The organism is Paenibacillus cisolokensis (assembly GCF_050481165.1).
In the GTDB taxonomy this organism is placed as follows: Bacteria; Bacillota; Bacilli; order Paenibacillales; family Paenibacillaceae; genus Paenibacillus_AH; species Paenibacillus_AH cisolokensis.
Genome location: NZ_JBCNFP010000003.1, coordinates 70,369 through 88,119, shown reverse-complemented (window position 1 = coordinate 88,119; position 17,751 = coordinate 70,369). Strand labels below are relative to the sequence as shown.

Genomic DNA, 17,751 nt, shown 5'->3' with positions numbered 1-17,751 from the left:
GTTCCGCTCCGCGGCGGCTGCTTGGCCGCGCCGCGCGCGCGATGGCCGACAGCCGGCGCGCGGACGGCAGAAGCTTCGGGCAGGCGCTGGGAGACGCGGTAACGGGCAGCGTGCAGAAGCTGATGGCCGTCGGCGGACTGATCATCGTCTGCGCCGTGGCCGTTCGGATGCTGCAGGATGCGTTCCCCGCGGCGTGGCCGTTCGCCCTTCCGGCACTGCTGGAAGGCCATATCGGCGCCTATGCCGCCGCTTCCTGGGACGGGCCCGGCGGCACGGCGTGGACCGTCGCCCTGCTGGCCGCCACGCTCGCCTGGGGCGGATTCGGCGCCATTCTGCAGGCGTCCGTTTCGCTTGCGAAAAGCGGCTTGCGGCTTTGGCCGCTCGTTGCCGCCCGTCTCGTCCATGCCACCGCCGCATTCGCCGCCGTCATGCTGCTGTGGCGGCCGGCGGCCGCCGTCTGGACGCTCGCCGGCTTCGGCGAAATCGCGGCCTTCGCAAGCGGGACGGCCGCCATCCCCGCGGCGGTCCGGGCCGGCGATCTGCCTTCCGTCTGGCCCTTCGTGCCGATGCTTGTGGCGCTATGCGGTCTGGCGCTCGGGCTGCTCGCCCTCTGCTCGTGGCCCGCGTCGCGCTCGCGCGGCCGCTAGCGGCCATGCGCATGAACCGCCTGCCGCCGCCTCGCGAAACGATGCGGCATTTTTACGATACGAGTATAGAAATGGTTGTTTGCGATTCAATCGGAATATTTTTGCGCCAGCGCGCGTTCGACCTCCGGCGGCACCAGCTCGTGAATGGGGCCGTTGAACTTGGCGATCTCCTTCACCATGCTGGAGCTCAAATACGAATATTTGGGGTTGGTCATCATAAAGATCGTTTCAATTTCCCCGTCCAGCTGATGGTTCAACGACGCCATCTGCAGCTCGTACTCGAAATCGGTAACCGAACGGATGCCCCGCACGATGACCTGCGCCTGCCGCGAGCGCATGAAGCGCACGAGCAGATCGCGGAAGCCGTCGATCGTCACGTTGGGCAAATCGCGCGTCACCTCGGCAAGCAGCTGCTTGCGCTCCTCTATCGTAAACAGCGGATTTTTGCTCGTATTGTTCAGTACCGCCACGATGAGGCGATCGAATTGCTTCGCCGCCCGCCGGATAATATCGAGATGGCCGTATGTGACCGGGTCGAAACTGCCCGGATATACGGCGATTCGCTGGGACTGCTGCTGTTCATTCGGTTGCATGTTCGCGTCCTCCCCGCGCGCCCCGGTCCGCCCGGTACGTATAGATCGTAACCGCCGTTTCCCCGTAGCGCGAATGCTTCTGTTGAATAAATGGTCCTGCCTGTTCCGGATATGTATGCGCGGAATCGTGCTCGACGACGATCGATGCGCCATCCTCAAGCAGTCCGAGCTTGTCCATCTCCCCCATAACCTTGTCCATATCGGTCATCCGGTATGGCGGATCCAGAAATACGAGACGGAACTCCAGGCCGCGCTTTCCGAGCGCTTTGATCGCACGGTCCGCGTCGTTGCGGTAAATTTCGGCCCGGTCCGCCATGCCGGCCGCCTCCACGTTGCGGCGGACGACATCGACGCTCTGCCGATCGCGATCGACGAACACCGCCCGCTCCGCTCCCCGGCTGAGCGCTTCGATGCCGAGACCGCCGGTGCCGGCGAACAGGTCGAGCGCCCAACCGCCGTCAAAATACGGGCCGATCATGCTGAAGATCGCTTCCTTCACCTTATCCGTCGTCGGCCTTGTATTCATGCCGGGCACCGCCCGAAGCGGCCGCCCTTTCGCCGTTCCCGCGATGACTCTCACGTTGAGCTTTTTCCCCTTTCATCGGCGATTTCGCTTCTGCTATCGTACCACACTTTTCCCGGCTCGCGAAAGCCGGGGCATGCGCATTTCCCCGCTCCCGAACCGGACGAAGTGGGCAGCGGCAGCCGGCCTGTCCCCAGTCATGGCGCGTCGCCCGGCCGCCTATATATAAACGAAGGAATGCGCCCGAACGGCTTCCTTTCGGATCCGAACGGCGGCGGCAACGGCGCATACGGGAGGAGTGGTGGCGATGGATTGGGGGACGCGTCTGTTTCGTTCGATGCTGCTCGGACTGGCAGGCAACCGGCTGGCGGAATCGTTGTCCAACCGGTACGGAATGAAGCTCGGAGCGGGGCGGTTCGTAGCCGGCGAAACGCTGGAGGAAGCGCTGGAGAAAATCAAGGCGCTCAATGCCAAAGGGATCGCGGTGACGGTCGATCATCTCGGGGAGAGCGTCCGCGACCCGGCGGAAGCGGACAATTATCGGACCGAATATTTGCGGCTTGTCGACGCGATCGCCCGGGATGGCGTGACCGGCAACGTCTCGCTCAAGCCGACGCAGATGGGGCTTTCGCTCGATCGCGGCGCGTGTCTGGAACGGATCCGCGCGATTGCCGAAGCGGCAAGCCGGCACGGCATGTTCGTCCGCCTCGATATGGAGAACAGTCCGTATACCGCGGCAACGATCGATCTCGTACGCGCTCTGCGGCGGGAAGGCTTGCCCAACGTCGGCACGGTCATCCAGGCCTATCTGTACCGGAGCGGGAAAGATGTCGTCGAGTTGACGGCCGAAGGCGTCAACCTGCGCCTTGTGAAAGGCGCTTACAAGGAACCGCCGCGCATCGCCTTCCCGAATCGCCGGGACGTCGACGCCAATTTCCGGCAGCTTATCGGGACGCGTCTCGACTCCGGCGTCTATTCGGCGGTGGCGACGCATGACACCGACATTATCGATTGGACGAAATGGTATGCGAAGCGGAAGCGGATACCGCGCGACCGCTTCGAATTTCAAATGCTGTACGGCATCCGCACGCCGCTGCAGGAAGAGCTCGCCCGAGAGGGCTACACCGTGCGCAGCTATGTGCCTTACGGCCGAATGTGGTACCCGTATTTCGTCCGCCGCCTGGCGGAGCGGCCCGCCAACGTCGGCTTTATCGTCCGAAATCTGCTCGCGCGCCGCTGATACGAGCGATGTCTGCCTCCTGTCTTTGGCCGAACGATCGCGCGAACATGAAATTTTTAAACATTTTTGGGGATGCCGCGTATAAAAAAAACCTTTCCGGTTCATCATGTAATTAGCGGCGTCGAAAGATGCCGTAGACAACCGCGGAGAAGACTTACGTTTCCCCATAAGCTCTTCGTCCGGTTTCTCCTCTCCCATGAAAGGGCGTCCCGAAAGGGGCGCCCGAATTTTTTGCTTATTCGCTTGATTTTACTGATACTTACAGTGTACCGGCAATTTCGACTTAGGCCGCGGGGTTACGAATTTAATTAACCTGGAGGGGATGCTTGAGAGATGATTGATGCTGTACGAGGAGTTGTTCTTGCTACTGTTGTCCCCGGATGTGCCATCACAATAACTTACCGATGATTAATAAGAACGGTGGGTTAGTGAATTTTCTCGGTTGAGGGCAAGGATATTCTCCCCTCCCATTTCAGTCAATAAGAATGGTTTAGACTAAGGTCTATAGCTGAAAAAGCATGTATGAACTTGGCGTTAAAGTAAATTTCAACGTTACGGACGAAGCCCCGCAAGCCGCTAAGGCCGCGAGGCTTCATCTTATTGAACAGGCCGGCCGGAAGCCGCCGTCAGCCGTCCGCCCCTTCCAGCCCGTAAAACCGCCGGCCGTTGCGCAGCAGCGCCGCCGCCGTCTCTTCGGCCGAAAGCCCTTTGATCGCGGCGATATGCCGGACAACGTCCGCCGTCATCTCCGGACGGGTCTTGCGGCCGGCCATCGACCCCTCGAACGGCCACGGGCCGTCCGTCTCGGTCATGATCAGTTCGAGCGGATATCGCCGGACAAGCTCCCGAATGTCGGGCTCGTATTCGACGTCCGGCGTAACCGATATATAGAAGCGCCGGGCGGCCAGGCGGGCGATCGTTTCGTCCGAACCCTTGAACCAGTGGAAATGGGCGCGGCGGACGCCGTGCCGTTCCAGCAGCGCGCACGCCTTGTCCGCATCCTCGTATACCGCATGCAGCGCGATGGGGCGATCCAGCTCGGCGGCGAGCGCCGCGAACCGGTCGAGCAGCCGGATATACGGCGCTTCGTCGAACCGCCTGCCGCCTCCTTCCGCTTCGGTGCGCGTGTAATAGGGCAGCCCCACCTCGCCGATCGCGAACGGCTCCCCGGCGTTATGCCGGGCGCGAATCCAGGCGAACAGCCGCTCTTCCGTCTCCGCATCCGGCAGCGGCTGCTCGGGATGCCAGCCGTAAGCCGGATGAACCCGTCCCGGATAACGGCGCGCCAGTTCCGCGTTGCGCATGCAGGAAGCAAGATCCATCGACACCGCGACGACATGGGCGACGCCGTGTGCAAATGCGCGTTCGAGCAGCGGACCGCGCTCGTCTTCGTCGTACAGGTCGACGTGCAGATGGGCGTCCATCCAGACGAGCGGCCGCTCCGCCACGCCCGGTACGCCCGACGCCCCCGCCGTTTCCGGCTTTTCGGGCTTTTTCGGCGAAGCCGCGGCCACGCCCGCCTCCGGCGTCCCCGGTCTCGCCTCCGCTCCCGCCGTTTGCGGCTTGCCCGACGCTCCCGCTTTCTCCTCGTATGCCTTGACGCTCATCGCGCTCCCTCCCCGACTTCTCCGTACGCTTGCAGCCGTTCGTAAATGTCCTGCTTGATCGCATTGAATTCCGGCGACGTCCACAACGCTTCATCCCGCGGACGCGGAAACGGCACCTTCCGCTCGTAAATCACGGCGGCCGGCGAAGGCGACAGCACCAGCACGCGGTCGGACAGGAGCAGCGCCTCCTCGATGCTGTGCGTGACGAACAGCACCGCGCGGCGGTTTTGCTCCCAGATCGACAGCAGCCAGCGCTGCATCCTAAGCCGCGTCAGCGCATCGAGCGCGCCGAAGGGCTCGTCCAGACACATGAGCGGCTGCGGCGACAGCAGCGCCCGCAGAAACGATACGCGCTGCTGCATGCCGCCCGACAACAGATGCGGATACGATTCGGCATAATCGCCAAGGCCAATGCGCGCGAGCCATTCCCGCGATTGCGTCCGCGCCTCCCGCCGGGGTACGCCGGCGATTTCGAGCGCCAGCTCGACGTTGGCCGCGACCGTCCGCCAGGGCATGAGCGACGCTTGCTGGGGCATGTACGCGATGAGCCCCCGCCGTCCGTTCGCCGGTCTGCCGCCGATGCGGATATCCCCGGCGTCAGGCCGCTCGAGTCCGCCGATCAGCCGGAACAGCGTCGTCTTCCCGCTGCCCGACGGGCCGATCAGCGAGACGAATTCGCCCTCGTTCACCGTCAGCGATACGCCGCCCAGCACTTCGCGGGACGCTTTCCCCCGGCCAAAGCTTTTGCGCAGACCGGCGATTTCGAGCGCCGGCACAGCATCCTTCATTTCGGCCGCCCCCCTTCGTCTCCGCCAGCCGGACGCCAGCGGATGAACAGCCGCTCCGCAGCGGCAGCGGCAGCGAACAGCGCGAGGCTCATCGCCACGACGAGCGCCACGGCCGCGAACACCCTCGCCGGCTGAAAGCCTTTGGACGACAGCAGCATGAAATAGCCGAGTCCTTTCTCCGCGCCGATCCACTCCGCGATGACGCCGCTCATCACGCTGTAGGTGGCGGCGATTTTCAGCCCCGAAAACAGATACGGCATCGCATTCGGCAGCTCCAGCTTCCACAGCATCTCCCGCTTGTTCGCGCCGATCATGCGCATATATTCGGCCAGATGCGGATCGCTTTGCGCAAGGCCCGTCAGCATCGCCACGCATACCGGGAAAAAGCAGACGAGCGCCACGAGCAGCACCTTGGGAAGCAGCGTAAAGCCGAACCAGATCAGAAACAGCGGGCCGATGACGATAATCGGGATATTTTGCGACAGGACGAGCAGCGGATAGAGCGCCGCCTTGACGCCTGGCAGCAGATGCAGCAAGGCGGCGAGCGCAAGGCCCGCCGCCGTTCCCGCAGCGAAGCCGATCAGCGTCAGCTGCGCCGTTGCCGCCGCATGCTCCAGCAGCCGCGGTGCGATCGCCAGCGCCTCCCGCGCAATGGCGAGCGGCGACGGCAGCAGCCACGGCTCGATCAGCCCGAGATCGGAGACGAGCTGCCAAGCGGCCAGACCGAGCAGCGACAGCGCGGCCGGCGGCCAGATGACACGCAGCGTTCCTTTATTTCCCATCGGGATATTTCTCCAACAGCCGGTCCATCGAGGCGCCGGACGGATTGTAATAGATCTTGACCTGCGAGATGACGGACGGACAACCGAGCTCCGCCATCGCCTCGCTCATTCGTTCGACAATGCCGAGCAGCTCGCCGAGTTCCCCTTCCATCGTCGTCTCCAGCGGGCCGACCCGGTACGGCACCCCGGACGCCTTGATGATGTCGATCGCCCGGTCGACGTACGGATAGACGCTTTCCCCTCCCGGCGTCGTCGGCAATATTTGGATGCTTACCAGCGCATTCGCCATCGCTTGCTCTCCCCTTCACCTGAAAATATGAACAGCCGCGGGCAGCGGCGCGGGACCAACGAGCCCGTGCGCGCCGCTGAACCGCGGCGGTCAGCCCGGCAGGAAGTCGTTCGTGAACGCCTTCTCCGCTTCGAGCTCCTTCTCCAGCAGCTTATGTTCATACATCCACTCGGCATACTTTTGCCAAACTTCGAGCTTCTGTTCGCCCCAGCGGGGAGCATCGTCGCGATACTTCGGACTGAGCCACTTCTGGCTGGCGCGAACGAGCTCCGCGTTAAGATCCGGTTCGGCGGCGATCAGCACTTCGGCCGCTTCCTCCGGATTGTCGATCGCGAATTCGTATCCTTTCGCCGCGCCCGCCAGGAAAGCCTTGACAAGCTCCGGCTTTTCCGCGATCAGCGACTCGCTCGTCGTCAGCACCGGCGTATAGTAGTCCAGCTTGTCGCTATAGTCCGCGACATAGAGGATGTCCAGCTTCTCGCCGCGCAGCTCCGCTTCGATTCCCGTCCAGGCATAGAAAATCCAGGCGAAATCGATGTCCCGCTTCACGGCCGTAAAGAAATCGGCGTTGCCGATGTTAACGATATCGACCTTGCTGACGTCCGCGCCCTGCTCCTCCATAATCGAGGCCAGCATCGCTTCTTCCACCGGCGAACCCCAGCCGCCGTACTTTTTGCCTTCGAAATCTTTCGGCTCCTTGATATTTTTGTCGGCGGGAGCGGCAAAGCCCGACGTGTTGTGCTGGATGACCGCCGCGATCGACACGATCGGCACCCCTTGCACGCGCGCCAGCGTCACGCTCTCCTGATAGCTCACGCCGAATTCGGCCGTCCCTTTCGCCACCATCGCGTCCGCGCCCGCTTCGCCCGGCTGCACGATTTCCACATCGAGCCCCTGCTCCTTGAAGAAGCCTTTGTCCCGCGCCACATAGAGCCCCGTATGGTTCGTATTCGGCGTCCAGTCGAGCACAAGCTGCACTTTCGTCAGCTCCTTCTCCTGCGGCTCCCCCTCTCCCGTCTGCGCCTCCGGATCTTTGGCGCCTCCGGACGAGCCGCACGCGGACAGCAGCAGCGCGAGCGCGATGGCCGCGATCCCCCATTTTCGGCTGAAGCGTCTGTCTGTTTTCATGATGATTTCTCCCCTTCTTTTACCGGTCCTAACGACCTGTCATCCGTTCACGCAATCGCACAGTCCGAAGGCCGAAACGGAACCCGGGCGCTAGCCCGTTCAATAAAAAAAACGCCCTCCGTCTGGAGGGCGTCCGAATGCCGTACGCGTGCGTCCGCACGAGCAACCCCGGCTTACGCGCGGCAACGCGCAATCAATAAATCAGTTCCTACGCTGGCATTATCCAGATCAGGTATACGGGTCGGGATTTGTTGCGCACGCAAGCGGAATCCCCTCTCAGCCGGCCTCTCCAGCTCCCCGGTGCTATGCGGTTGTGAACAGCTGATTTCTATTATAGCAGAAGGCGGCAAAAAAGCTACCGCGATTTCCCCGACCCTATGCTTCGAATCCAGGCCAGCACGTCGGCGCAGTACGGCTCATCTTTGTAATACTCCATAAAAATATCTCTGCGATTCCCCATACCGGCCGCCAGCCGAGCCGCGACCTCGCTTTCGCGCTGTCCAGCTGCAGCATATGCGCCTCATGCGGTCCCGCGTCGACGGCGGCCGCGGCGCTCACGGGCGCCAGCGTTCCGAGCCTGGCGCACAGCCTTTCGGCTAGCTCGATACGACTCCTTCGGCAGGCTGGTATGGACTGTTTCCAAGGAACAAAGGATTGTTTTTCATCTTGTCCCGCATAATCCGGCATTTGTCCGCGAGGCATTCGCACAAGCATTAATTCCCAGTGCCCGTATACTATTGTAAGTCCAACCGAAAGGAGAGAACCAGATGTACTGTCGACCTTTTTGTCCGGACGCCGCCGTTTACGATCCGCCGCGCCGAATATACCGCGATATTTGTCACCCGCAGCGCGTCCATGTCATTCATCCGATTGAAATCGTAAACCGTCACCACTGTATCCCGGTTTATCATCACCGCTACGTTTATTCCGTGCGCGACGAAGTTGGGCCTTACGGTCCGGACGGCGGCACGCAGGGGGTCCGGGGAGCGCAAGACATACGCCGCTCGCGCGGATTCCACAAATCCCACGGTTTGAAAAAACTGAGGTAGCGGTTGCCGTTCGCGTACACTTTCGCGTTGCGAAAAGGGCGGTTCGCTGTCCCTTTCTGAGTGGGCTATTTCGGTTCAAAGGTCCGCCCGGCATAGGCCTGGCGGGCCTTTTCTCCGCCCGATTCCGCCTTCTGGCGTTATTTTTTACCACTTGCATAGCGAACGTTTGTTCGTTATATAATAATGAATGCCCAGTACCTCATAGTCGGGGGGAACCGGAATGCCGCAATCTCCTTTGCCCACGGAAGAGGAGCTGCTTCTGGTCAAAGAGTCCCTGATCATTCCGGTCATGCTCGATGTGCTGGAGCGGGACATTGCCGCCGTCGGTTCCGGCGGCTTTACGTTTCCTTCCCTTTATGCAGCCGTCCTGCGCCGGATTCAGGAAGGGGTGATCCGAAGACAACATGAGCTGAACGGCGAATTGAAATCCCGCAGCATCCAAGTATACGGGACGCGCCGCACCCGGTTTTCGCTGTCGGCCCGGTACCGGTGCCGGGGCTACGAGCACCGCATGGTGCTGCTCTGGGATCTGATCCGGGCGGAAATGGAAATCGGACTGGCGGACCGTCTGAACATCCAGATTGAAGGCGGAGATTGACAAATGAACAGCAGCGAGAAGCGCGTCATTTTCCTTGCGGACTGCCAATCTTTCTACGCATCGGTCGAGAAAGCGGCCGCTCCCTGGTACCGCGATCAACCGCTCGTCGTAGCCGGGGATCCCGAACGGCGGAGCGGCATCGTGCTCGCCGCCTGTCCGCTGGCGAAGAAGTTCGGCATTGTGACGGGGGAAGCGTTGGGCCAGGCGCTGGCCAAATGTCCGGATTTGGTCGTGCGCCGGCCGAGGATGGAAACGTACATTCGCGCTTCCATGCAAATTACGAACATTTTGGAGTCGTATTCCGATCTGGTGGAGCCGTTTAGCATCGACGAGCAGTTTATCGACGTTTCGGCCAGCCTGGCTCATTTTCAATGCACCCCGCTCGAGCTCGCCCGGCATATCCAGATACGGGTGCGCAACGAAACGGGCATTTATACCCGCATAGGGATCGGCGAAAACAAGATATTGGCCAAAATGGCCTGCGACAATTTCGCCAAAAAGAACGAAACGGGCGTGTTTCAATTAACCCGCGACAATATGGAAGAGCTTTGGGTCCGCCCGACGGACTGCCTGTTCGGCGTCGGCACCCGCACGATGAACCATCTGCGGCAGATCGGGATCGACACGATCGGCAAGCTCGCCCGCACGCCGCTGCCCGAGCTGAAGCGGAAAATGAAAACGTATATGAAGAAGCAGTGCGATATATGGAGCGAAGTGATGTGGCGGACGGCGAACGGCTACGACGATTCGCCCGTAACGCCCGACGCCTTCGACCGGCAGAAAGGGATCGGCCGCCAGACGACGCTGCCGTACGATTACCAAAATCCGGACGATATCAACGTCGTCCTTTTGGGTATCAATATTAAAATATGTGTGCATAAAACTAAAAAGCCTTTAATCGCCTGGAAAAACAGTGTTTTTTGGGCAGTTTAATATTGAGCATAAATAAATATTGAGCATAATTCTGTCTATTTATGCTCAATTTTGCGGGAAGGTGTCGAATGAGGAGTTAGGCGGGAGGCTGATTGTATGACACAAGCGCCCTTGGAGACTGAAGGAGACCTCCAATTGGTCAAAGAATACATTTTACTCCCTATTCTTTTGGATGTGTTGGAAAGGGATATTAAAGCATTAGGGACAGTAAAGCTAAAGATGGACGTTGTATATGTAAGAGCCTTACGATCTGCGCAAGATTTAATCACTGCAGACGTTACGTTGCTTCGGAAAAAAATGCGCGGCAGAGGAATAAAGGTGTACGAGCAACAGCGAACCGAATTGTGCATTGAGGCCCGTTATTTGTGCAGGGGCTATCAACATAGGTTCTCTATGCTTTGGGGTTTGGTAAAAGCGGAGCTTAATAAATATTTGAGTAAATATCTGAACGTCAACTTAAGGAGTAGCCTATGAAAAGCGATAACAAAGGTCGAATCGTAATGTTGGCGGATTGTCAATCATTTTACGCAAGTGTTGAAAAAGCCGCCCATCCCGAGTATGAAGATCAACCTGTTGTTGTTGCAGGAGACCCAGCCCGTCGCTCCGGGATCATCCTCGCCGCGTGTCCCCTTGCAAAGCAACATGGTATTACTACTGCAGAAAGGCTTGGAGAGGCACTTGCAAAATGTCCTGATCTAGTGGTCATTCGTCCTCGTATGGAGGAATACATCAGGGTATCCTTGCAAATTACAGAAATTTATCAATCCTACACTGACTTGGTAGAGCCGTACAGCATAGATGAACAGTATTTGGATGTCACGGGAAGTTTACAGCTTTTTGGCGATCCTCATGAGATTGCTAAGAGCATTCAGGATAAAGTCATGAAAGAAACGGGCGTTCGTGTACGCATTGGAATTAGTGAAAATAAGGTACTCTCCAAAATGGCATGCGATAATTTCGCCAAACGTAATTCTTCGGGTATTTTCCACTTGCCTGTGGAAGATCTGCAAGAAGTGCTTTGGCCTTTGCCGATTCATCAGATGTTTATGGTGGGCTCCCGGATGTGCCGGCATTTAACGAGCATGGGGATATATACAATTGGCCAGTTGGCTCAGACTCCCCTGGCAAAATTAAGATCCAAGTGGGGAGTGAATGGCGAAGTTCTGTGGCTTATTGCCAACGGCAAGGATAATTCCCCGGTAACTCCAAGTACACACGATTTGCAAAAAGCAATCGGCCATCAGATGACCCTTCCATTCGATTATCGGGAGTTTGACGACATCATGGTTCCCCTGTTAGAACTCTCGGAGTTAGTATGTCAACGAACCCGAACGAAAGGCTATATGGGCTCGGTAGTCTCGGTAGGTTGTCAAGGAGCCGATTTTGATCACCCTTCCGGCTTCTACAGACAAATGAAATTACCCGACCCGACGAATCTCACGGATGAGGTTTTCCATGCAGCGAAAAAACTATTTAAACGACATTGGGATGGGTTGCCCATTCGAAAAATTGGGGTCACTTTAAGTCAATTGGTAAGCGATCAGGAATATCAGCTTACTTTATTCAATAACCGCGAAGTAAAGTTAGCGTTGGAAAGAACCACTGACCGTATTAAAGAGAAATACGGAAGCACCGCGATCATGAGGGCCTCTTCTTTAAAAGCTTCGGGCCAAGCGCGGGATCGAGCGCAAAAAATTGGAGGACATTATAAATGAGTAAAAAACTGCAAGGAAATGGTCTGTTCGAATCGTCCAGAATGATGCTTCCGGAACACAGGGAGGCTTACATCCTGCACCAGCAGAACTTGCGAAAGAGTCCGCCGCCACAATTAGATGATCAAGAAATGGAACGGATATCCATGCTCATTGCTGAATCAATGCAGCTCAGGAAAGAGGTAATTTTAGTATTATTCGGTGAATTTAATGTAACGGAAATAACAGGAGTCGTGACAAAAATTGATCTACAACAAAAAAACATCAAATTCACCCATGGCAATGATTTTCGTTGGATAAAGGTATCGGACATTATTGACGGTATGTGGAAATGATTTGTAATAAGGAAAACTTGAAGAGCTATCCTTAAAAGTCATCGCAGATGGCTTCCGGTATAGCTCTTTTTTACTGAAATATGCAAAGGTCTGAAAGGAGCCAATAGATACAGAGGAACAATTAGTGGATCTCGAACCTGAATATTTTAGATGCCCTTGGGAAATAATCAAATGAGTATTTGAATAATCGATGGATTTATTGTATGATGATAATCAAATATTGATTTGATTGTTGAGGTGAGGATATGAACAGGAAAGAAAAGGATTCATGTGAAATTTACTGTTACGACGAACCTAAAGTCCGAAAGGTACAAAATGCGCTCGAAAGACAAAATATTCAAGGCATGATTAAGATGTTCAAGGTTTTAGCTGACGAAACAAGAATGAAAATCGCCTTTGCCCTGTGCGAAGAGGATGAATTATGTGTTTGTGATGTGGCTAACATCATCGGCTCTTCAATGGCCACAGCCTCACACCACCTTCGCACCTTAAAACAGCTTGGCCTAGCCAAATACCGCAAGGATGGTAAATTAGTTTTTTATTCGCTGGAAGATGACCATGTTCGTCAACTGGTGCAGCTAGCTTCTACTCATTCGAGGGAGTTGATCATCAATGGAAAATAAAATTGAAAACACCGAAGATAAAAACGTCTACAGGGTTCAAGGCTTTACCTGTACGAATTGCGCAGGCATTTTCGAGAAAAATGTAAAAAATTTGCCGGGCGTAAAAGACGCGCAAGTCAATTTTGGAGCATCTAAAATCACCGTTTATGGAAGGACTACAGTTGAGGAATTGGAAAAGGCCGGCGCGTTTGAAAACCTGAAAGTTACACCTGAAAAGCAACGATCTATTGAAAAGAAAAAGCCTTTCTGGAAAGAACATTGGAACGTACTGCTTTCGGCTATCTTGCTTGTCGCAGGGTACTTATTAGGTGAGCAGTACGGTGAGGAAAGCATCTTATCCGCTATTTCTTACGCGGCTTCTATTATTATCGGCGGTTATGAATTATTTAAAAAAGGAATCAAAAATCTTTTCCGGCTTCAGTTCGATATGAACACCCTAATGACGGTCGCCATCATCGGTGCCGCGGCGATCGGAGAATGGGGCGAAGGCGCGACTGTCGTTATCTTGTTTGCGATCAGTGAAGTTTTGGAACGTTACTCCATGGAAAAAGCGCGTCAATCCATTCGTTCCCTGATGGATATTGCACCGAAGGAAGCTCTGATCCGACGCGGTTCCGAAGAAATTACGGTAAACGTCGATGATATACAGGTTGGCGATGTCATGATTGTAAAGCCAGGTCAAAAACTTGCAATGGATGGTGTTGTTATTAAAGGAACATCAACCATTAACCAAGCCGCGATTACTGGCGAATCGGTTCCCGTGACGAAAACAATTGACGATGAAGTGTTCGCTGGTACATTGAACGAAGAAGGTTTGCTTGAAGTCAAAGTAACGAAGCGCGTCGAGGATACAACGATTTCTAAAATTATTCACCTTGTTGAAGAAGCTCAAGCTGAAAGAGCGCCATCTCAAGCGTTTGTTGACCGATTCGCGAAATACTATACACCTGCGATTATGATTTTGGCATTAGGTATTGCGGTTGTTCCACCTCTGTTCGTCGGTGCAGATTGGGGCGATTGGGTATATCGAGGATTAGCGTTGCTCGTCGTCGGCTGTCCTTGCGCATTGGTCATTTCGACACCTGTTTCGATTGTTACAGCCATCGGCAACGCGGCGAAAAATGGCGTTCTTATCAAAGGCGGCATTCACCTTGAGGAAGCCGGCAGACTATCCGCAATTGCGTTTGATAAAACAGGTACTCTGACGAAGGGGGTTCCAGAAGTAACAGATGTCGTTACTTTCGGAACGAAAAACGAAAATGAATTGCTTTCAATCGCGGCAGTTATCGAAAAAGGTTCGCAACATCCGCTCGCATCCGCGATTGTTCGTAAAGCGGAAAACCTCGGAGAAGACCTAACCCTAGTCGTTGAGGATTTCCAATCGATCACCGGGAAAGGTGTTAAAGCCAATGTAAACGGGGAATTGTATTACGTCGGTAGTCCGAAACTCTTTGCTGAACTTCATTCCGACATCAGCGTTGAAACGAATCAGCGCATTGAAGAATTACAAAAACAAGGGAAAACGGTTATGGTATTAGGCACAGAACAACAGATTCTTGCCTTAATAGCAGTCGCTGATGAAGTGCGTGATTCCAGTACAGTCGTAATTAAGCAATTACACGAAATTGGAATCAAGAAAACGATTATGCTTACGGGTGATAATCAAGCAACCGCCGAAGCAATCGGGCGGCGTTTGAATGTTACAGACGTTAAAGCTGATCTAATGCCCCAAGATAAATTAGATTACATCAAGCAGCTTCGTAAAGACTATGGTAAAGTTGCGATGATTGGCGACGGCGTTAACGACGCGCCTGCGCTCGCGGCTTCAACGGTTGGTATCGCTATGGGCGGCGCGGGTACGGATACTGCCCTCGAAACCGCAGATATTGCTTTGATGGCTGACGATTTAAGCAAATTACCCTATACGATTCGACTAAGCCGAAAAACCCTTGCAATCATCAAGCAGAACATTACGTTTTCACTTGGTATTAAGCTCTTAGCTTTGGCTCTAATTGTCCCTGGATGGTTGACGTTATGGTTGGCCATTTTCGCAGATATGGGGGCCACGCTTATTGTTACATTGAATAGCCTTCGTCTGTTAAAAGTCAGAGGTAATAATCGGATATGAATAACCGTTGGAATAAAGTGATTTATCGGTTATGGGCACCCTTTTATGATTCTCTTTTCAATTCCGGTCCTTTTTTAAAGGCACGGAAAAAGATCTTTGAGAACCTCGACATTAAGCCTAAAAGCAAAAGTTCTTTTTGTAGGCGTCGGGACAGGAGCAGATTTGCAGTTCATTATGGACAAAAATATTTCTGTATCTGCAATTGACTTATCATCCGAAATGCTTGATCGAGCTAGGAATAAATATGACTCCCCCAATTTTAAGTTCATAGAAATGGATGCGCAAGAATTGACCTTTTCACCGGAATCGTTCGATATGGTTATTGCAAATCTGATCTTATCCGTTGTCCCCGAGCCGAATCGATGTTTTCAAGAAATGATTCGGGTTACGCGAGCTGGGGGGCGAATAATCATTTTCGATAAATTTGCCCCTCCCTCGCAGGATTTGCCGGTAATAAAAAAATCCTTCGTCCCATCGTAGCAACGATGGGTACGGACATCGGACGACATTTCGAACAAATCATCATGCCGTATGAGAAACATATTCGAGTGGAGGAAGATGCATCAGCATTGTTTAACGGAATGTATCGAAAAATTATATTACAAAAAGTATAGAGTTACCAGTACCGCCAGGGGTTGGGGTAGTACCAGCGAAGTTGATACTACCCGCAAAGTAGATATATATAAAGGGAATCATTTTCTGCTCTTCGAGGACTCCGCCTTGGCTTCGTCGTTCCGAAGGCTGATGATCGCCAAACAAAAAAGCGTGCCATAACGCTGCACGCCTTTTCTGTAATTTTAGCAACCTTCGGCAAGAAACTTTTCGACACGCGACTTAATCGCGTCCCGAACCGCTCGAAATTGGCTCATGATTTCTTCCTCGGTGCCGGTTGCCTTGGCTGGATCATCGAAGCCCCAATGCCATTTCACGACGTTTTTATTCGAAATCACCGGACAATGTTCGTCTGCATGGCCACATAACGTAATCACATAGTCAGCCCGATTCAAAATCTCCGGATCGATAACATCCGATGTATGACCGCTAATATCGACGCCAGCTTCCTTCATCACCTGGACGGCACGCGGATTCAGCCCATGTGCCTCCAACCCGGCGCTTTTTACTTCGTACCGATCATTACCGAGCGCCTTCAACCAACCATCCGCCATTTGGCTGCGGCAAGAGTTTCCCGTACAAAGAAAATAAACGAGTTTTTTGTTATCTGACATGATGATTCCTCCTGTTTATGTTAAGCTGCTTCCTTCGAAAAATACTTTCGCTGAAATCGGAGCGCGACGTTGACCAAGGCAATCATCACAGGGACTTCTACAAGAGGTCCGATCACGGCCGCAAATGCAGCGCCGGAATGAATTCCAAAGACCCCAACGGCAACAGCGATTGCCAGCTCAAAGTTATTCCCCGAGGCGGTAAATGCCAGTGTAGAAGTCACCGGATAATCAGCTCCGGCTTTTTTGCCCATGAAGAACGAAATCAGGAACATAACGACAAAGTAAATCAATAGCGGAATCGCGATCCTCACGACATCCAAAGGCAATTGGATGATCATCTCGCCTTTCAGCGAGAACATGACGATAATCGTAAACAGCAATGCGATAAGTGTAATGGGACTGATTTTCGGAATAAAGACCGTTTCGTACCAGGATCGCCCTTTTGCCTTCACAAGCGAATAGCGCGTAATCATTCCGGCCAAAAACGGTATCCCTAAATAAATAAACACGCTCTTGGCGACTTCGGCCATCGTAATATCAACAACGACGCCCTCCAACCCGAACCATCCCGGCAAAATCGTAACAAAGATATAGGTGTAGACAGAGTAAAACAAAACTTGAAAGATCGAGTTGAAAGCAACGAGTCCCGCCGCGTACTCGGCATCCCCTCTGCACAAATCGTTCCAAACGATAACCATTGCAATACAACGGGCTAAACCGATCATAATCAGGCCGACCATATATTCCGGATAGCCTTGGAGAAAAATAATAGCCAAGAAAAACATTAAGATCGGACCGATAAGCCAGTTTTGAATCAATGAAATGGTTAACACTTTGCCATTTCGAAAGACACGGCCGATTTCTTCGTATCGTACTTTCGCCAGCGGCGGATACATCATTAAAATGAGGCCAAGCGCAATCGGTATCGATGTGGTTCCAACTTGAAATTCATTCAAACCGGCGACAAAGTTAGGAAATACGTAACCCAAGCCAATTCCTATCGCCATCGCAACAAAAATCCATAACGTCAAATAGCGATCCAGAAATGAAAGTCGCTTTTTCTCTTGTTTACTCACTTGCTGTACACCCCCTTTACTCGCATATAACCGTTAGTCCTTGTTGCTCCAATTCCCGCAGCTCCTCGGATAGATCAGGCAAATGGGACAAAGCATAACGAATTTCCTCTAACCGCTTTTCATTAATCGAATAGAACACCCATTGCCCCTTTCGCGTTTCGCGGACCAGTTCAGCCGTTTTCAGACGGCTTAGATGTTTAGAAATGGCTGGCTGAGAAATGTTAAAGATAGGAACCAGTTCACATACACAGCAATCGCGAATCCGGAGCAAAGAAAGGATTTTCAGCCTTGTCGGATCGGCAAGAGCTTTCAGAATATCCGCTATCTTTTCAAATTCCATTGTCATGATGATCACCTCACATAAAACCATATAACCATATTGTTATTTATGTATGGTGAAAAGTCAATATTGAAATTTGTACGTCCTTTCACAGCTCATTTTCCGGATACAAGTAAATCAATACTTGCAAATTG

The 17,751-nt window shown here is 53.9% G+C and carries 20 protein-coding genes, 1 pseudogene and 1 riboswitch; of the genes and pseudogenes, 11 read left to right on the top strand and 10 right to left on the bottom strand.

What is annotated here, in order from left to right; translation table 11 throughout:
• Nucleotides 1-647, top strand: a pseudogene (locus ABEV74_RS00880) (hypothetical protein); the annotation flags it as partial.
• 86 nt (nt 648-733) lie between these two features.
• Here ABEV74_RS00880 and coaD read toward each other — a convergent pair.
• Both coaD and rsmD read right to left on the bottom strand, forming a co-directional pair.
• Nucleotides 734-1,240, bottom strand: a complete 507-nt coding sequence (gene coaD / locus ABEV74_RS00875; RefSeq protein ID WP_062492527.1) for a pantetheine-phosphate adenylyltransferase — start codon at nt 1,238-1,240, stop codon at nt 734-736.
• The gene (gene rsmD / locus ABEV74_RS00870) at nt 1,227-1,820 is read right to left on the bottom strand and encodes a 16S rRNA (guanine(966)-N(2))-methyltransferase RsmD (RefSeq protein ID WP_062492526.1); all 594 of its coding nucleotides are present in this window, start codon (nt 1,818-1,820) and stop codon (nt 1,227-1,229) included. The genes coaD and rsmD overlap by 14 nt, the downstream gene beginning before the upstream one ends.
• Nucleotides 1,821-2,070: 250 nt before the next feature.
• Between rsmD and ABEV74_RS00865 the strand changes: the two genes are divergently transcribed.
• Nucleotides 2,071-3,003, top strand: coding sequence for a proline dehydrogenase family protein (locus ABEV74_RS00865; protein ID WP_430142796.1), 933 nt, complete (start codon nt 2,071-2,073; stop codon nt 3,001-3,003).
• Nucleotides 3,004-3,629: 626 nt separating this feature from the next.
• On the opposite strand, the gene ABEV74_RS00860 is transcribed toward ABEV74_RS00865, so the two are convergent.
• The 5 genes from ABEV74_RS00860 to ABEV74_RS00840 form a co-directional block, all read right to left on the bottom strand.
• Complete coding sequence (locus tag ABEV74_RS00860) at nt 3,630-4,610, bottom strand: TatD family hydrolase (protein WP_430142794.1); 981 nt, start codon at nt 4,608-4,610, stop codon at nt 3,630-3,632.
• Nucleotides 4,607-5,398, bottom strand: a complete 792-nt coding sequence (locus ABEV74_RS00855; RefSeq protein WP_062492524.1) for an ABC transporter ATP-binding protein — start codon at nt 5,396-5,398, stop codon at nt 4,607-4,609. Before ABEV74_RS00855 ends, ABEV74_RS00860 begins: the two co-directional genes overlap by 4 nt.
• The gene (locus ABEV74_RS00850) at nt 5,395-6,180 is read right to left on the bottom strand and encodes an ABC transporter permease (RefSeq protein WP_213529280.1); all 786 of its coding nucleotides are present in this window, start codon (nt 6,178-6,180) and stop codon (nt 5,395-5,397) included. The genes ABEV74_RS00855 and ABEV74_RS00850 overlap by 4 nt, the downstream gene beginning before the upstream one ends.
• Nucleotides 6,170-6,469: a thiamine-binding protein gene (locus tag ABEV74_RS00845; protein WP_062492522.1), complete on the bottom strand. Its 300-nt coding sequence runs from the start codon at nt 6,467-6,469 to the stop codon at nt 6,170-6,172. The genes ABEV74_RS00850 and ABEV74_RS00845 overlap by 11 nt, the downstream gene beginning before the upstream one ends.
• A gap of 90 nt (nt 6,470-6,559) precedes the next feature.
• The gene (locus tag ABEV74_RS00840; protein ID WP_062492521.1) at nt 6,560-7,597 is read right to left on the bottom strand and encodes an ABC transporter substrate-binding protein; all 1,038 of its coding nucleotides are present in this window, start codon (nt 7,595-7,597) and stop codon (nt 6,560-6,562) included.
• A 188-nt stretch (nt 7,598-7,785) separates the two neighbouring features.
• Nucleotides 7,786-7,907: riboswitch (TPP riboswitch) on the bottom strand.
• A gap of 457 nt (nt 7,908-8,364) precedes the next feature.
• Between ABEV74_RS00840 and ABEV74_RS00835 the strand changes: the two genes are divergently transcribed.
• The 9 genes from ABEV74_RS00835 to ABEV74_RS00795 all read left to right on the top strand — a co-directional run bounded on the left by ABEV74_RS00835 (nt 8,365) and on the right by ABEV74_RS00795 (nt 15,455).
• On the top strand, nt 8,365-8,646 hold the full coding sequence (locus ABEV74_RS00835; RefSeq protein WP_430142793.1) for a hypothetical protein: 282 nt from the start codon (nt 8,365-8,367) through the stop codon (nt 8,644-8,646).
• A 220-nt stretch (nt 8,647-8,866) separates the two neighbouring features.
• A complete protein-coding gene (locus ABEV74_RS00830) occupies nt 8,867-9,244 on the top strand; it encodes a YhjD family protein (RefSeq protein ID WP_213529277.1) in 378 nt (125 codons plus the stop codon).
• 3 nt (nt 9,245-9,247) lie between these two features.
• Nucleotides 9,248-10,177, top strand: a complete 930-nt coding sequence (locus ABEV74_RS00825) for a DNA polymerase IV (RefSeq protein WP_430142791.1) — start codon at nt 9,248-9,250, stop codon at nt 10,175-10,177.
• Between the two features lie 96 nt (nt 10,178-10,273).
• Nucleotides 10,274-10,651 carry a YhjD family protein gene (locus ABEV74_RS00820; RefSeq protein ID WP_430142789.1) on the top strand — a complete coding sequence of 126 codons (378 nt, stop codon included), beginning with the start codon at nt 10,274-10,276 and terminating at the stop codon, nt 10,649-10,651.
• Complete coding sequence (locus tag ABEV74_RS00815; RefSeq protein WP_055107622.1) at nt 10,648-11,892, top strand: DNA polymerase IV; 1,245 nt, start codon at nt 10,648-10,650, stop codon at nt 11,890-11,892. Before ABEV74_RS00820 ends, ABEV74_RS00815 begins: the two co-directional genes overlap by 4 nt.
• Nucleotides 11,889-12,224, top strand: a complete 336-nt coding sequence (locus ABEV74_RS00810) for a YolD-like family protein (RefSeq protein WP_309478738.1) — start codon at nt 11,889-11,891, stop codon at nt 12,222-12,224. The genes ABEV74_RS00815 and ABEV74_RS00810 overlap by 4 nt, the downstream gene beginning before the upstream one ends.
• A 245-nt stretch (nt 12,225-12,469) precedes the next feature.
• A complete protein-coding gene (locus ABEV74_RS00805; protein ID WP_009225274.1) occupies nt 12,470-12,847 on the top strand; it encodes an ArsR/SmtB family transcription factor in 378 nt (125 codons plus the stop codon).
• Complete coding sequence (locus ABEV74_RS00800; protein WP_309479942.1) at nt 12,837-14,975, top strand: heavy metal translocating P-type ATPase; 2,139 nt, start codon at nt 12,837-12,839, stop codon at nt 14,973-14,975. Before ABEV74_RS00805 ends, ABEV74_RS00800 begins: the two co-directional genes overlap by 11 nt.
• 96 nt (nt 14,976-15,071) lie before the next feature.
• Nucleotides 15,072-15,455 (top strand): class I SAM-dependent methyltransferase, encoded by a 384-nt coding sequence (locus ABEV74_RS00795; protein WP_309520839.1) that lies wholly within the window; start codon nt 15,072-15,074, stop codon nt 15,453-15,455.
• Nucleotides 15,456-15,772: 317 nt separating this feature from the next.
• On the opposite strand, the gene arsC is transcribed toward ABEV74_RS00795, so the two are convergent.
• The 3 genes from arsC to ABEV74_RS00780 are packed head-to-tail and all read right to left on the bottom strand — an operon-like array spanning nt 15,773 to nt 17,617.
• Nucleotides 15,773-16,201, bottom strand: coding sequence for an arsenate reductase (thioredoxin) (gene arsC / locus ABEV74_RS00790; protein ID WP_009225278.1), 429 nt, complete (start codon nt 16,199-16,201; stop codon nt 15,773-15,775).
• Between the two features lie 20 nt (nt 16,202-16,221).
• Nucleotides 16,222-17,277, bottom strand: a complete 1,056-nt coding sequence (arsB, locus tag ABEV74_RS00785; protein ID WP_309479943.1) for an ACR3 family arsenite efflux transporter — start codon at nt 17,275-17,277, stop codon at nt 16,222-16,224.
• 16 nt (nt 17,278-17,293) lie between these two features.
• Nucleotides 17,294-17,617, bottom strand: coding sequence for an ArsR/SmtB family transcription factor (locus tag ABEV74_RS00780; protein ID WP_213529286.1), 324 nt, complete (start codon nt 17,615-17,617; stop codon nt 17,294-17,296).
• Nucleotides 17,618-17,751: the final 134 nt, after the last annotated feature.

Coding starts and splice junctions, on each gene's coding strand:
- ABEV74_RS00845 (WP_062492522.1), bottom strand. CDS start 6,469: ATGGCGAATGCGCTGGTAAGCATCCAAATATTGCCGACGACGCCGGGA.
- ABEV74_RS00825 (WP_430142791.1), top strand. CDS start 9,248: ATGAACAGCAGCGAGAAGCGCGTCATTTTCCTTGCGGACTGCCAATCT.
- ABEV74_RS00865 (WP_430142796.1), top strand. CDS start 2,071: ATGGATTGGGGGACGCGTCTGTTTCGTTCGATGCTGCTCGGACTGGCA.
- ABEV74_RS00805 (WP_009225274.1), top strand. CDS start 12,470: ATGAACAGGAAAGAAAAGGATTCATGTGAAATTTACTGTTACGACGAA.
- ABEV74_RS00820 (WP_430142789.1), top strand. CDS start 10,274: ATGACACAAGCGCCCTTGGAGACTGAAGGAGACCTCCAATTGGTCAAA.
- arsC (WP_009225278.1), bottom strand. CDS start 16,201: ATGTCAGATAACAAAAAACTCGTTTATTTTCTTTGTACGGGAAACTCT.
- ABEV74_RS00780 (WP_213529286.1), bottom strand. CDS start 17,617: ATGGAATTTGAAAAGATAGCGGATATTCTGAAAGCTCTTGCCGATCCG.
- ABEV74_RS00830 (WP_213529277.1), top strand. CDS start 8,867: ATGCCGCAATCTCCTTTGCCCACGGAAGAGGAGCTGCTTCTGGTCAAA.
- ABEV74_RS00835 (WP_430142793.1), top strand. CDS start 8,365: ATGTACTGTCGACCTTTTTGTCCGGACGCCGCCGTTTACGATCCGCCG.
- ABEV74_RS00850 (WP_213529280.1), bottom strand. CDS start 6,180: ATGGGAAATAAAGGAACGCTGCGTGTCATCTGGCCGCCGGCCGCGCTG.
- ABEV74_RS00840 (WP_062492521.1), bottom strand. CDS start 7,597: ATGAAAACAGACAGACGCTTCAGCCGAAAATGGGGGATCGCGGCCATC.
- ABEV74_RS00815 (WP_055107622.1), top strand. CDS start 10,648: ATGAAAAGCGATAACAAAGGTCGAATCGTAATGTTGGCGGATTGTCAA.
- ABEV74_RS00855 (WP_062492524.1), bottom strand. CDS start 5,398: ATGAAGGATGCTGTGCCGGCGCTCGAAATCGCCGGTCTGCGCAAAAGC.
- ABEV74_RS00800 (WP_309479942.1), top strand. CDS start 12,837: ATGGAAAATAAAATTGAAAACACCGAAGATAAAAACGTCTACAGGGTT.
- ABEV74_RS00810 (WP_309478738.1), top strand. CDS start 11,889: ATGAGTAAAAAACTGCAAGGAAATGGTCTGTTCGAATCGTCCAGAATG.
- coaD (WP_062492527.1), bottom strand. CDS start 1,240: ATGCAACCGAATGAACAGCAGCAGTCCCAGCGAATCGCCGTATATCCG.
- ABEV74_RS00860 (WP_430142794.1), bottom strand. CDS start 4,610: ATGAGCGTCAAGGCATACGAGGAGAAAGCGGGAGCGTCGGGCAAGCCG.